Origin of the sequence: Pseudomonas sp. OF001, from assembly GCF_904426495.1 — a bacterium.
Classification (GTDB): Bacteria; Pseudomonadota; Gammaproteobacteria; order Pseudomonadales; family Pseudomonadaceae; genus Geopseudomonas.
In genome coordinates this window covers 13209-25318 of sequence record NZ_CAJGBM010000064.1, presented here as the reverse complement: position 1 = coordinate 25318, position 12110 = coordinate 13209, and the positions used below count along the sequence as shown (strand labels likewise).

At 67.7% G+C, this 12110-nt stretch carries 16 protein-coding genes and 1 tRNA gene; all 17 read left to right on the top strand.

The features are described from left to right. Positions 1–32 precede the first annotated feature (32 nt). The 17 genes from RA210_RS20385 to RA210_RS20305 all read left to right on the top strand — a co-directional run bounded on the left by RA210_RS20385 (position 33) and on the right by RA210_RS20305 (position 12039). Positions 33–794, top strand: coding sequence for an ABC transporter ATP-binding protein (locus tag RA210_RS20385; RefSeq protein ID WP_201487903.1), 762 nt, complete (start codon positions 33–35; stop codon positions 792–794). A gap of 4 nt (positions 795–798) precedes the next feature. Continuing rightward, entirely contained in the window at positions 799–1290 is a 492-nt protein-coding gene (locus RA210_RS20380) for an Lrp/AsnC family transcriptional regulator (RefSeq protein ID WP_136490207.1), read from the top strand. A 139-nt stretch (positions 1291–1429) separates the two neighbouring features. Continuing rightward, positions 1430–1506: transfer RNA gene (locus tag RA210_RS20375), tRNA-Met, on the top strand. 166 nt (positions 1507–1672) lie between these two features. Beyond that, entirely contained in the window at positions 1673–2914 is a 1242-nt protein-coding gene (locus RA210_RS20370; protein ID WP_201487831.1) for a tyrosine-type recombinase/integrase, read from the top strand. A gap of 885 nt (positions 2915–3799) precedes the next feature. Beyond that, complete coding sequence (locus RA210_RS20365; protein ID WP_201487830.1) at positions 3800–4567, top strand: hypothetical protein; 768 nt, start codon at positions 3800–3802, stop codon at positions 4565–4567. Between the two features lie 25 nt (positions 4568–4592). Beyond that, complete coding sequence (locus RA210_RS22120) at positions 4593–4997, top strand: helix-turn-helix domain-containing protein (RefSeq protein WP_328821126.1); 405 nt, start codon at positions 4593–4595, stop codon at positions 4995–4997. A 95-nt stretch (positions 4998–5092) separates the two neighbouring features. Further along, on the top strand, positions 5093–5359 hold the full coding sequence (locus RA210_RS20355; RefSeq protein ID WP_236574831.1) for a helix-turn-helix transcriptional regulator: 267 nt from the start codon (positions 5093–5095) through the stop codon (positions 5357–5359). Beyond that, complete coding sequence (locus RA210_RS20350) at positions 5356–6030, top strand: hypothetical protein (protein WP_201487828.1); 675 nt, start codon at positions 5356–5358, stop codon at positions 6028–6030. Before RA210_RS20355 ends, RA210_RS20350 begins: the two co-directional genes overlap by 4 nt. Beyond that, entirely contained in the window at positions 6030–6380 is a 351-nt protein-coding gene (locus RA210_RS20345; RefSeq protein WP_201487901.1) for a hypothetical protein, read from the top strand. The genes RA210_RS20350 and RA210_RS20345 overlap by 1 nt, the downstream gene beginning before the upstream one ends. Positions 6381–6765: 385 nt before the next feature. Further along, positions 6766–7083 carry a hypothetical protein gene (locus RA210_RS20340; protein ID WP_201487909.1) on the top strand — a complete coding sequence of 106 codons (318 nt, stop codon included), beginning with the start codon at positions 6766–6768 and terminating at the stop codon, positions 7081–7083. Beyond that, complete coding sequence (locus tag RA210_RS20335) at positions 7080–7310, top strand: hypothetical protein (RefSeq protein ID WP_201487827.1); 231 nt, start codon at positions 7080–7082, stop codon at positions 7308–7310. The genes RA210_RS20340 and RA210_RS20335 overlap by 4 nt, the downstream gene beginning before the upstream one ends. Next, positions 7307–7573 carry a hypothetical protein gene (locus tag RA210_RS20330; RefSeq protein WP_201487826.1) on the top strand — a complete coding sequence of 89 codons (267 nt, stop codon included), beginning with the start codon at positions 7307–7309 and terminating at the stop codon, positions 7571–7573. The genes RA210_RS20335 and RA210_RS20330 overlap by 4 nt, the downstream gene beginning before the upstream one ends. Beyond that, complete coding sequence (locus RA210_RS20325) at positions 7570–7908, top strand: hypothetical protein (RefSeq protein WP_201487825.1); 339 nt, start codon at positions 7570–7572, stop codon at positions 7906–7908. The genes RA210_RS20330 and RA210_RS20325 overlap by 4 nt, the downstream gene beginning before the upstream one ends. A 3-nt stretch (positions 7909–7911) precedes the next feature. Next, the gene (locus RA210_RS20320) at positions 7912–8157 is read left to right on the top strand and encodes a hypothetical protein (protein ID WP_201487824.1); all 246 of its coding nucleotides are present in this window, start codon (positions 7912–7914) and stop codon (positions 8155–8157) included. Next, on the top strand, positions 8154–8573 hold the full coding sequence (locus RA210_RS20315; RefSeq protein WP_201487823.1) for a hypothetical protein: 420 nt from the start codon (positions 8154–8156) through the stop codon (positions 8571–8573). Before RA210_RS20320 ends, RA210_RS20315 begins: the two co-directional genes overlap by 4 nt. Beyond that, positions 8570–9079, top strand: coding sequence for a hypothetical protein (locus RA210_RS20310; RefSeq protein WP_201487822.1), 510 nt, complete (start codon positions 8570–8572; stop codon positions 9077–9079). The genes RA210_RS20315 and RA210_RS20310 overlap by 4 nt, the downstream gene beginning before the upstream one ends. Then, positions 9076–12039 (top strand): DUF927 domain-containing protein, encoded by a 2964-nt coding sequence (locus tag RA210_RS20305; RefSeq protein WP_201487821.1) that lies wholly within the window; start codon positions 9076–9078, stop codon positions 12037–12039. The genes RA210_RS20310 and RA210_RS20305 overlap by 4 nt, the downstream gene beginning before the upstream one ends. Positions 12040–12110 lie beyond the last annotated feature (71 nt).

Genomic DNA, 12110 nt, shown 5'->3' with positions numbered 1-12110 from the left:
CCACCCAGCCCCACAGCGTCGCCGGCACCACCCTGCACAAGCTGCAGGTGGCCGACCTGCACAAGCGCTACGGCGACAACGAGGTGCTCAAGGGCGTGTCGCTCGACGCCCGCAGCGGCGACGTGATCAGCCTGATCGGCACCAGCGGCTCGGGCAAGAGCACCATGCTGCGCTGCATCAACTTCCTCGAGCAGCCCGATGCGGGCAGCATCACCCTCGACGGCCAGACCATCGCCATGCGCCAGGGGCGCAACGGCAACAGCGTCGCCGACAAGGCCCAGCTGCAGAGCCTGCGCACCCGCCTGGCCATGGTGTTCCAGCACTTCAACCTGTGGAGCCACCTGAGCGTGCTGGACAACATCACCATGGCGCCGCGCCAGGTGCTCGGCGTCCCGGCCCGCGAAGCCGAGGAGCGCGCCCGCGCCTACCTGGACAAGGTCGGCCTGCCGGCGCGGGTCGCCGGGCAGTACCCGGCGTTCCTCTCCGGCGGCCAGCAGCAGCGCGTGGCCATCGCCCGCGCCCTGGCCATGGAGCCGGAGATCATCCTGTTCGACGAGCCGACCTCGGCCCTCGACCCGGAACTGGTTGGCGAAGTGCTCAAGGTGATCCAGACTCTCGCCGAGGAGGGTCGCACCATGATCATGGTCACCCACGAGATGGGCTTCGCCCGCCAGGTCTCCAGCCAGGTGCTGTTCCTCCACCAGGGCCGCGTCGAGGAGCAGGGCACGGCGCAGATCCTCGACCATCCGTCCAGCGAACGCCTGCAACAGTTTCTCTCCAACCGCCTGAAGTGATGCCATGTCCGACGCCAGCCCCGACCACAACCTGCCCCTCGACCGCATCGACCAGGCGATCATCGAGGTGCTGCGCCACAACGGGCGGATCACCTACCAGAAGCTCTCCGAGCTGGTGCACCTGACCCCGCGGCCGTGCCTCGAGCGGGTGCGCAAGCTGGAGCGCATGGGCGTGATCCTCGGCTACGGCGCCATCGTCGACCTGCAGCAGGTCTCCCCCGGCCTGTCGCTGCTGGTGCTGGTGGCGCTGTCCAACCAGAGCGGGCGTGCCGCGCAGAAGGCCTTCGAGGCCTGCATGCGCGCCTGCCCGCAGGTGCTCGAGTGCCGCCTGATCAGCGGCACCTTCGACTACAGCCTGCGCATGCGCTGCCGCGACATGGAGCACTACCGGGTACTGACCGAGGCCTGGCTGGACAATCCCGAGCTGCACATCGACAAGCTGGTCGCCCACCCCGAGCTGGCCACGGTGAAGAACCCCGCGCCCATGCCGGGCTGAGGAGCGGCACTGCGGCCGTCATGCCGGACGGCTGCTCACCGGCAACCATGGGACGGCGGCAAGCGTTTGATCGGACTGGAATTTTTTCTGCATCGAGGGGTTGACAGGCGCCCCGCCGGAGAGAATAATGCGCGCCGTTGGCTACGTAGCTCAGCTGGTTAGAGCACGGCATTCATAATGCTGGGGTCCGGGGTTCAAGTCCCTGCGTAGCCACCAAATACTAGTTTCAGGTTGTCTCATGATGTATCTGAAACGCCCCAAGAAGCCCGCCCCGTGCGGGCTTTCTTGTTTCTGCTTGTCTCGTTTTGTCTCGCTATAGCACTGGGCGCGGTGTATGCCCCTGTGTATGCTTCGTGATTACTTGAACCCGAGGCGTACACGGATGAAGCGAGCAGACATCAAGCGCCGCCCGCTGGCGGATACCACCCTGGCCAGCCTCGAACCCGAAGCCAGCACCTACCGGGAGCTGGATGGCGCCGGCCTGTACTTCCGGGTAAAGCCCAACGGGCAGAAGTCCTGGGAACTCCGCTACAAGAAACCGGACGGTAAGTGGTCCTGGCTGGGGCTGGGCGGGTATCCCGAGGTTGGCGGCGCCCTCGCCCGCCAGAAGGCCGCCGAGCTGCGCGCCGATCAGGCTGCAGGCAAGAACCCCATGGTGAGCAGGCAGGCCCGCAAGACCGCCGAGCTGGCCGCCACCAACAGCACGTTCGAGGCCCTGGCGAGGGAGTGGCACAGCTCCCGCCTGGCCAGTTGGGATCCCGGCACGGCAAAGCGCATCCTCGGTGCCCTGGAGCTGCACGTGTTCCCCACCTTCGGGAAGCGGGCCTTCGCCGAGATCACCACCATGGAATGGCTGGAACTGCTGCGAGGGATGGAGCGCAAAGGCATCCTCGAACAGCTGAGCAGGGTCCGGGCCTACTGCAAGGATGCCTACGACCTGGCCCGAGTGACCGGCCGCGCCAGCTACAACCCGCTGGAAGGGCTGCACAAGTTCATCCAAGCCCCGACCGCCGACAACTACGCCCACGTCTCCCTCGATGAGCTGCCGGCCCTGCTGCGCGCCATCCGGGCCTATCCCCATGCCCATGACGTGCGCCTCGGGCTTCACCTGCTGTCCCTGCTGGCCGTCCGCCCTTCCGAGCTGCGCGAAGCCGAGTGGTCGGAATTCGACTTCGAGCGCCAGCTATGGACCATCCCCGAGCAGCGCAAGGGCCGCAAGGGTGGCCGCGAACACCTGGTGCCGCTCCCCCGCCAAGCCATCGAGGCACTGGAGGAGCTGCGCACCATCACCGGGGCCTATCCCCTGCTGTTCCCCGGGCGCAGCGACCGCACCAAGCCGCGCAGCGACACCGTATTCCTGATGGCCCTGCGCCGCCTCGGCTACGAAGGCCGGCAGACCGGCCACGGCTTCCGCCACCTGGCCAGCACCATCCTCAACGAACACGGCTTCGACGCCGACCACATCGAAGCCCAGTTGAGCCACAAGGCCCCCGGCGTGCGCGGCATCTACAACAAGGCCAAGTACCTGGAGCAGCGCCGCACCATGGTCCAGTGGTACGCCGACCACCTGGACAAACTCGCCGCCGGCAACGTGGTGCACGGCCAGTTCGGCAGGGTGGTTTGAGCATGCGTTATCCGTACCCCCTGTTTTTTGCGTGTTCCACGTGTTCCGGTGTTCCGCCTTTTCGCAAGTCATTGATTTATAAGGACTTTACGAACTGCGCCAGCTGGAACACCGATTCTGTTCCGGCGTGTTCCAAGGTGTTCCACGTGTTCCGCTTTCGGCGCATCCACCGGGCCGGCGCACAGGCCGCAAACCCGCGCCAGCCGTGGCCTGCAGCCGATTCATGGTGCTCAACGTCGGCGCCGGCGGCTGGCGCCCGGCTCAACGCACCAGCCCGCCGAAAGGCACCACAGCGCCGGCCTGGCCGACCTCGATTCGGCACGACAACGGGCCGCCCTTCGCCTGCTGGCCCATGGTCGCCCTGGCGATCCGCCGCACCTGCGCCAGCCACCGAACAGGCCCGAGCAACTGGGGCTCGCCGCCGGGCGCAGCCCGCCAGCATCGAGCGCCGCGCCGCCCTGGTGCTGCTCGGGCTGGCGCTGGAATCGGCGACGATCCGCACCACCTGGGCCAACAGCAGGGGGACCGCTGGCCTCGATGCCCGCCCGCACCTGGTGCAACGGCTCGGCATCCCTCCCGCCGGGGCGGACGTTCGCCCCGAACAGCTGGCACCCAACGCCGCCCAGCCTGCGCCGAGCGAGCACCACGCGGTTAACCCGAGCAGTGCCGGCCAGCGGTTAACCACCCGGCAGCAGCCCGCCCGCTGCGCCGCTCACGATCACCAGCACGACACCGACACCCGGCACGACCGCCAGAAAGCCGGCACCCGAGACGGCAAAGCCCCTGCCCTTGCCTGCTGGCCAGCCGTTCGCCGGCCAGCGCCAGCGAATGGCAACACTTGGGCGCGCGAAAGGCGCGGCGCAGTAACGGGGCGAGGGGGAGAACATGCTTCACAAGATTGAGGCCGTTGCATTGGTTGGTGGCCGCTATTTTCGAATTGCCGAAGAAGAAACCCCAATTTACATAATTGAGCTATTCACTGGCATAACCCCGCGAATTGACGAAGACTCCCGCACATTTCGCATATTCGGGTGGCCGCTTGAGTGCTTCGAGCATGGGCTCCGTATGCCGGTGCGTGTGCCTGCAACCCGCATAGATGATGGGCTCACTCTGTGGTGGCGAACCCCTCGCTGCTGGTATGAGCACAGGTTGGATGGCTGGGGGAGCTGGTTAGATACCATGGAGGCGAATGGAATGCCTCGCACCACGGTTACAACAGCGCGTGACACGGATGCACTGTCATGGATGCTTCGCTTCAGGCATTGGGCTTTGCAGCGCGCTGCAGAACAAGTCATCCAAGTTCTTGAGGATGGAGAGCTGGGGCTTGATGGACTGTTGGAGCGAATGCCAGAGCTTGAGCATGTTGAAGCTTTCCGTGACTACGTAGCCAAAAAGGCACTGACCGGAAAATTGCCAAAGCGTGGAGTTGGCAAGCGAGGTAGGGATCAGAAGACGCGGCGCGCAGTAATTGAGCTGTACACCTGTGCGCGCGCTCTGCGTGAAGGCACTCCGGGCTTGAGCTGGGATGCTGCCTACGAAATGGCCTGCAACATGTATCCCGAATGGATTCCAAAGACCTGGAAAAGTGATGATCCGGCCGGGCAATTGAAGAAAATGTCCGCTTGGATAAAGGGTTCGCGCTGGGCTCTCTAAACATAAAAGGTGAAAAAGTCAATCCATGGAAAATTGCGCATTTTCCATGGATACCACGAACTACTACCAAGCACGACCATGCCCCCGGAGATACCACCAGCCACCGGAGGCATTCATGCAACACCACCCGTCCCCCATGGCCGAGGCTAGAGCACACCGCCAGCCTCTGCCCTCGCCCGCAACAGCTCCGCTCCCCGAGCAGAGCCGCACGGGCGCCCCCCTAAGCCCCGCCGAGCTGATGACAGACGCACAGGTTGCGCAACTGCTCGACGTGTCAACCAAGACGTTGGCGTCTTGGCGCAGCACAGGGCGCTACGGGCTTGCGTTTTTGCGGATTGGCGCTCGCATCCGCTACCGTAAAAGCGACGTGCTCGCCTGGCTGGAATCCCGCCGCCATGGCGCCCCTGAAACCGCGCAGGGGGTGGCCTGATGCACCAGACCAAGACCACCCGCGCCAAAGCCCCCAGCGCGTCCCCTGCGGGCCTTCCTGCCGATCCGGCAGCACAGGCCGCCAACGTCCACCCGCTGCGTGCTGCTGGCGCCAGCAAGGCCGTTGCCGGGGCGCTCCCGTTCGATCCGGCCACCACGCTTATCAGAATTCCCGAACTGCTCGCCATGACTGGCCTTGGTGGCCGCGCGACTGTGTACCGGATGTTGAAGGACGACCCGACATTTCCCCGGCCGGTGCCACTGAGCGCCAGCACCGCCCGAAGCGCCCCGGTGGCTTGGGTTCTGGGGGAAGTTCAAGAATGGATTCGGGCGCGCATCGCCGCCCGTGGGAGCGCCGCGTGAGCAAGAACCGCTACCAACCCGCCCCATTCCGTGACCGCTACGGTATTGGCTTCCACTTTGCGTTCGGTTACGGCAGCTCTGGCCACCTTCTGCGCAACAGAACCATTGTTGCCGTGTGCTCGGACGGGGACGAAGCGCAATTCATCAACGCTGCCGGCCTGGTTGTGCCCTGCGTGGCAATGGACGGCCTACCCGAGCTTCTGCGCCACGCCATCCGCCGGGAGTACGGCCAGATAATCGGGGATGGCCAGTTCGCCAAGCCCGCGCATGTGCTCAAGGCCATGGAAGGCGCCGGCACACTGCGCAAGTGGGTGACGTGCTACTTCGGCCTAGCAGAGTTCTGCTTTTACTTCGACGATGACACCGCATGGGATGCCCACGAGCAGGCCGAAATCGCCGGCCTGACCCCCGCTTACATTCTGGAGATGGCCGAGCTTGAGCGCCGGCACCAGAGGCGCCAGCGGCTGGCCAGCGAGATTGCCGACAGCCCGCAAGGCCTGCCCGACCTGCCCACGCCTGCGGAACTGGAGGAGCGCCGCCAGAAGGCTATCGCCGAGCGCCTGGCCGAGCTGCGGGAACAGCGCCGCCAAGCCCTGGAGCAAGACCGCCAGTTGGGCGCCTGGCTGCGTGGCGAGCTGCCCGCGCCGCCCCTGCTACGGAGTGTCGCGTGATGCTGCCGGTATTCCTGCCCCACGCCTGCCTCGACCTGCCGCACGGCAACGCACCCGGCCAACTGCTGCCGCTGACCCCCAGAGAAGCCAAGGCACGCGCCCAGTTGCGCGCCCTGCGCGACCGCGCGCTGGCCGAGGGCGCACAGGTGTTGATCCTGCTGTGGCCCGGTGCGACCTGGACGCTGCTCGCCGTGGAGCCGCCCGCCGATGTGGCCGTGTGCGACGCCCTGGAACTGGTCCCTAACCTGCAGGCCAATCCCGAGGCCTTGGAGCAGATGCACCAGCGGGCAGCTGCTGGCGATCACCTGGTGTGGCTGGTCCTGCAACGGCCTGCCGCCACCCTGCACTGAAACGAAAACGCCCCCGGCTGCAACCTGGGGGCGTGGAGGTACTTCTGCTGTGCAAACGCAACTTACCCCGTGCCCGGTGCTCACGCAAGCATCGAGGGCACCGCGCCGGCTTGCGCCGGCCATTCGTCCGCGCTATCGTTCGCCCGTCACGGTCAATCCCGTGGCCGGGTTTAGCAGCTCGAACAACTCTAGGCGCACAGGCGCCCACCATCCGACAGCAGGCGCTTTTTTTGTGCCTGCCGTTCCGTGTTATGGCGGCCGTGCGTGGGAGACCGAAAGGTCTGCCGGGTTCCTAGAGTCCCGGTCTGCTAACCCGCGCACGGCTGCCACCCAAAACCGATTAGCAGCGGTTCGTGGCAGCTCCTCAACTCTAGGAGCACCACCCATGAAGCACGACCCCGCCCGCAATCCGTCCGCACTCTGCGCACGCGCCAGCGCCCACCGCGCCATGGCCGTCGCCGCCCTGCACTCCGACTCCTCCCTGTCCAACCGGCTGCGCCGCTACAACCACCACATGAGCATCGCCCGCGCGCTGGAAGGCGAGGCCGCGCAGCAGCAGACCACCAGCACCCGCGACCCACGCACCGCCCTGGCCTGGCTCAAGGCCGGCAAGGCGCTGCGTATCGACTCGCTCAATCTGCGCGACCACCTGCGCCACGTGCGCGCCCTGGCTGCTCTGGAAGCCCGTGGGGGTGTGCAATGAGTCGCCCGGCCCTGCCCCCTGCCCAGATCATCGAAGCCGCTCGCACGCGACTGGCGAAGGCCAAGACCGCCGAGAGCATCCGTTTCGAGGAGTGCACCGCCGTCGGCATGCTCGGCGCCCTGGAAGACCTGCGCCTGATCGACATGGACACCTGGCGCACCCTGCGCAACGAGTTCGACGCCCTGGCCGACAGCCGCCGCGCGCTGCTGGAAGGGGGTGCGCAATGAACCTCCCAGCCATTACCACCGCTCGTGTTCTGGAGGGCGCCGCCCGAGAGCATGCCGATAGCCTGGTGTGCGTCGGGCTGGGCTTGGAGGCCCTTGCTGAGCTGCTGATGGAGGGCGGCGAGGACCGGATGACCACCGATCAGGTCAACGGGCTGCATCACGCCATCATCGCCCTGGGCCGCCTGGCAAAAGCCGCTGGTCACGACTTGGCCAGCATCACGGAAAGGAGTGCCTTCGAGCGCAACGGGGAGTGCCACGCATGAAACAGCCCGCCCCTTACCTGCTGGCCCAACTGGGCGCCGAGCTGCCGGAGCTGTGCGCCGGCCTGCAGAACATCGTGACCGAGGCGAAGGAGCGCGACCCGGCCACCGGCCTGCGCCGCCCTGTCGAGCCCTACACCTTGGACTATCTGGCGTCCGACCTGCTGCGCATCGCCTGCGCCAGCCGTGACCGGGTAGCCGCTGCCGCCGGGCGCCTGGAGCAGCACGGCGAGGCGCTGGCGCAACTGCGCGCCGCCCTGCCGCATGCCGAGCGCATCGGCGCCAGCTGTATCGACGCCGTCCCCATCCACCTGCTGCGCGACCTGCTGGGGGAATAACCCATGACCGAACAACAACGCTGCCAGAAGGCGGCGACGGCCCCGGCTTGCCCGAAGAAAGCCACCGTCCTGCATCTGATCCCGTACCACCTGGAGCTGATCCGTGCCGCCAACGAAGCCCATCGCCGCGTGCTGAACACGCGCGCCATCGGCCCGGACTGGCAGGCCGCGCACAGCGCATGGCTCAACGCTGCCGAATCGCTGGCGGTCGCCATCATCCATCAAGCCGAGCGGGAGGCCCGCCAATGACTGCCCTTCATTCCTGCCGGTCCACCGCCACCGTCCACCACCTGCGCCAGCCCGGCGCCTTCGAGCGGCCCAAGGAGGAGCACGCCATGCCACAGGCCTACTACATCGCCGAGCTGCTGGGGGTGCTCCCCGAACCGCTGCCGCTTGAGCTGGCGCAACTGCTGGCCGTCACCCTGGCCGTGGGCGTGGATGCCATCGGCACCTGTCAGATGCTCGACAGCAGCGGCGCCAGCTGCTGGGGCGTGTTCCGCGTGCACATGATCGTGCGCAACAGGGCACGGGCGGAAGTCGCAGCCCTTGGCCTGGCTCATGAGCTGGGCGACGCCGCCCGCGCCTGCATCCTCGGTGACTGGCAAGAGCCTATCGGTGGGCAGGCGTCGGCCGCTGGCGCCCGCTGTGCTGGGGGTGTCGCATGACCATCCACATTCCGCTCGAACGCACCCCGGACGGCTGGCTGGTGAGCTACGCCGTGCAGAGCGCCAGCAGCTGCACGGAAGTATCCGGCCCCTACACCACCCGCGCACAGGCTGAGCGCGCCCGCGCCATGCTCGCCGAGGGCATGCCGGATGCCCGCGTGGTCCGCCGTGGAACCCAAGCCCTCGATGCTGGCGACGATCCCGCCCAGCGCCTGGCCGATGCCTGCGCCAGCTGGGCGCGCATGCTGCCGAAGGGCAACGCCAGCGCACCGGAGCCGGCCGCCAGCCACCACGACACCGCCAGCGACTCGGACGCCTACGACACGGCAACCCTGCACCTGGAGAAAGCGGAAACGCTGGTCGCCCTGCTGGTGGCCCTCGATGGGACCGGGGCGCAGCAGAACCTTTCCGCCAAGGCACTGGGCTGCACCTTCGTCGCCCTCTCCGAAGAACTGGCCAGCGTGCGCGCTGCCCTGCGGCAGTACCACCAGCGAGGTGACGCATGACCGAACAACGCAAATCAGAGTTCCCCACCTTCGCCGAGGTGAAGGCCGCCGCCCTGCGCTCGATTGACCGCGTGCTGGCGCACTGGCTGCCCGGCGGCAAGCTGGTGGACGCCAACAAGGAGTACACCGCGCCCAACCCCACGCGGGCCGACAAGCACACCGGCTCGCTCAAGGTGAACATGCGCCGGGGCACCTGGTCCGACTTCGCCACCGGGGACAAGGGCGGCGACCTGATAGACCTGGTGCAGTACCTCGACCGCTGCAGCCATGTGGACGCCTGCAACAAGCTGGCCGACTTCCTGGGCGTGACCGCTGGCGCCAGCCCGGCGCCGGCCACCAGCAGCACCAGCAGGCCCGCCGCGCCCGAGTGGGCGCCTGTGCTGCCGATCCCTGCCGAGGCCATGGCCAAGGTCCACAAGGCCCACCGCCAGCACGGCAAGCCGTCCAAGGTGTGGGTCTACAAGGACGCGCAGGGCCTGCCGCTGATGGTGCTCTACCGCTTCGACAAGGCCCCTGACGCTGACGGCAAGCGGGAAAAGGTCTTTGCCCCGCTGACCTGGTGCCGCAACGCCAGCGGCGCCGGGCAATGGCGCTGGGCGAGCCTGCCCGAGCCGCGCCCGCTGCTGCGCCTCGATGAACTGGCGCAGCGCCCCGAGGCGCCCGTGGTGCTCTGCGAGGGCGAGAAGTCCGCCGACGCTGCCGCCCAACTGCTGCCCGACCACGTGGCCACCTGCTGGCCCAATGGCGCACAGTCTTGGCAGAAGGCCGACTTCGCACCGCTGACCGGGCGCAACGTGCTGCTGTGGCCGGATCACGACAAGCCCGGCTTGGTCTGCATGCGGGCGATTGGCGAGCACCTGCGCCAGCTGGGCGCCGCGTCCGTTCGTACCGTGGCGCTCGACGTGTTCACCCGGCGCCCGGTAGTGGTGGACGCCGCCGCCACCTTCGAGGCCGGCGGCGAGTGGGCAGACGGCGACGATGCCGCCGACGCGCTGGCCAAGGGCTGGACACCCGAGCACCTGGCCGCGCTGGCGCAGGCCGGCGAGCTGTACGCCGCCCCAGCGGCGCCGGCAGAGGCCGCCGAAGCGGCGCCCGAGGCTGGCGCCAGCGATGCCCCCACGAAGGCCGCCAGCAAGCCCAGCAGCCGCGCCAAGCGCCAGCCGGCCCGGTCCCAAGGGGTGAGCGCCAGCAGCGACAGCGGCGAGCAGCTGGCGGGCTTCCGGGTGACGGATGCCGGGGTGTTCTACTACAGCGACGAAGGCGAACGCCCGGTGTGTTCGCGGCTCGACATTCTGGCGCGCACCCGCGACGACAAGGGCCACAACTGGGGGCTGCTGGTGGAGTTCGACGACCCAGACGGGGCAAAGAAGCGCCTCAACATCCCCTCGCAAGCTATGGCCGGCGAGTTCGGCAAGGAAGTGGTAGGGCCACTGGTGAGCATGGGCCTACGCCTGGCCATCGGCCGCAACGCCCGCAACTGCCGCAACGATCTGCAGAGCTACCTGCAGTCCTACGACAGCGCCGAGCGTGCGCGCCTGGTCAACCGCCTGGGCTGGCACGATGACGCCTATCTGCTGCCCGGCGAGCAACTGGGCAACAGCGCCGAACACCTGCACTTCTACGAAGGCGGCGCCGCGCTCCCGCCCATTGAGCAGGCCGGCACCCTAGAGGAGTGGCAACAGGGCGTCGCCCGCTACTGTGTCGGCAACAACCGCCTGGCCTTCGTGGTGAGCACGGCCTTTGCCGGCCCGCTGCTGCACCTGCTGGGCGCCGAGTCGGGCGGCTTCCACCTCTACGGCGACAGCTCGGGCGGCAAGACCACCCACCTGAAGGCCGCCGCCTCGGTCTACGGCGGGCCGCGCATGCTGCGCACCTGGCGCAGTACGGACAACGCCCTGGAAGGCACCGCAGCCGCCCACTCGGACGGGCTGCTGGTGCTCGATGAAATCCACCAGTGCGACGCCCGCGTGATTGGCGACACCGTGTACATGCTCGGCAACGGCACCGGCAAGACCCGTGCGAACGACCGGGGAGCCGTTGCCAAACAGGCCTACAGCTGGCGCCTGCTGTTCCTGTCCACTGGGGAAAAGACCCTCGCCCAGCACATGGCCGAAGGCGGCAAGGAGCTGAAAGCAGGGATGGAGGTACGCATGGTCGGCATTCCCGCCGATGCCGGCAAAGGCCTGGGGCTGTTCGAGGAGCTGCACGGCTTCGCCGAGGCCGGCGAGCTGGCCGATACCCTGACCAGCAACGCCGGCAAGCACCACGGAACGGCCCTGGTCGCATACCTGCGGGCCATGCTCGAATCCAAGCCACTGCCCAAGGTATCCGAGGAGCTGGCGCGGGTGACGGATCACTTCGCCGGCAAGCTGCTGCCTGCTGACGCTGCCGGGCAGGTTCGCCGGGTGGCTGCGCGCTTCGCCCTGGTCGCCACGGCCGGCGAGCTGGCCACCCGCCTGGGCGTCACCGGCTGGCCCGAACTCACGGCCTACAACGCCGCGCGCACCTGCTTCAGCGCCTGGCTCGACGCCCGAGGCGGCGCCGGCAACCTCGAAGAGCAGGCCATCGTCACCCACCTGCGGACGATCATTGAACGCTTCGGGGAAGGCCGCTTCACCCGCTGGGATAACGTGGCAGTGCGTACCGACGAGCACGGGCCGCGCACTACCGACCGCCTGGGCTTCCGTCGCACCGTGGAGCACGGCGTGGGCGATGAGCTGTACACCACGACGGATTACTACGTGCTGTCCGCCGTGTGGGCCTCGGAAGTCTGGAAGGGCTACAACGTGGCCAACGTCAACAAGGTGCTGCTGGCGCGGGGCATCCTCACGCCCGGCACGGACGGCAAGGCCGCCCGCTCCGAACGCCTGCCGGGGATGGGCAAGACGCGCTGTTACCTGGTGAGTGCTGCCGCGCTGAACGCCGACAGCCCCGCCGACCAACTGGCCGAAGCGGCCTGACACCCGACCGGCCACCGGCCTGGCCGGTGGCTGCTGCGCCAACTGCTGGCGCCGACACTGCGAGGAACCCC

Coding starts and splice junctions, on each gene's coding strand:
- RA210_RS20380 (WP_136490207.1), top strand. CDS start 799: ATGTCCGACGCCAGCCCCGACCACAACCTGCCCCTCGACCGCATCGAC.
- RA210_RS20370 (WP_201487831.1), top strand. CDS start 1,673: ATGAAGCGAGCAGACATCAAGCGCCGCCCGCTGGCGGATACCACCCTG.
- RA210_RS20365 (WP_201487830.1), top strand. CDS start 3,800: ATGCTTCACAAGATTGAGGCCGTTGCATTGGTTGGTGGCCGCTATTTT.
- RA210_RS22120 (WP_328821126.1), top strand. CDS start 4,593: ATGGAAAATTGCGCATTTTCCATGGATACCACGAACTACTACCAAGCA.
- RA210_RS20345 (WP_201487901.1), top strand. CDS start 6,030: ATGCTGCCGGTATTCCTGCCCCACGCCTGCCTCGACCTGCCGCACGGC.
- RA210_RS20340 (WP_201487909.1), top strand. CDS start 6,766: ATGAAGCACGACCCCGCCCGCAATCCGTCCGCACTCTGCGCACGCGCC.
- RA210_RS20335 (WP_201487827.1), top strand. CDS start 7,080: ATGAGTCGCCCGGCCCTGCCCCCTGCCCAGATCATCGAAGCCGCTCGC.
- RA210_RS20330 (WP_201487826.1), top strand. CDS start 7,307: ATGAACCTCCCAGCCATTACCACCGCTCGTGTTCTGGAGGGCGCCGCC.
- RA210_RS20325 (WP_201487825.1), top strand. CDS start 7,570: ATGAAACAGCCCGCCCCTTACCTGCTGGCCCAACTGGGCGCCGAGCTG.
- RA210_RS20320 (WP_201487824.1), top strand. CDS start 7,912: ATGACCGAACAACAACGCTGCCAGAAGGCGGCGACGGCCCCGGCTTGC.
- RA210_RS20315 (WP_201487823.1), top strand. CDS start 8,154: ATGACTGCCCTTCATTCCTGCCGGTCCACCGCCACCGTCCACCACCTG.
- RA210_RS20310 (WP_201487822.1), top strand. CDS start 8,570: ATGACCATCCACATTCCGCTCGAACGCACCCCGGACGGCTGGCTGGTG.
- RA210_RS20305 (WP_201487821.1), top strand. CDS start 9,076: ATGACCGAACAACGCAAATCAGAGTTCCCCACCTTCGCCGAGGTGAAG.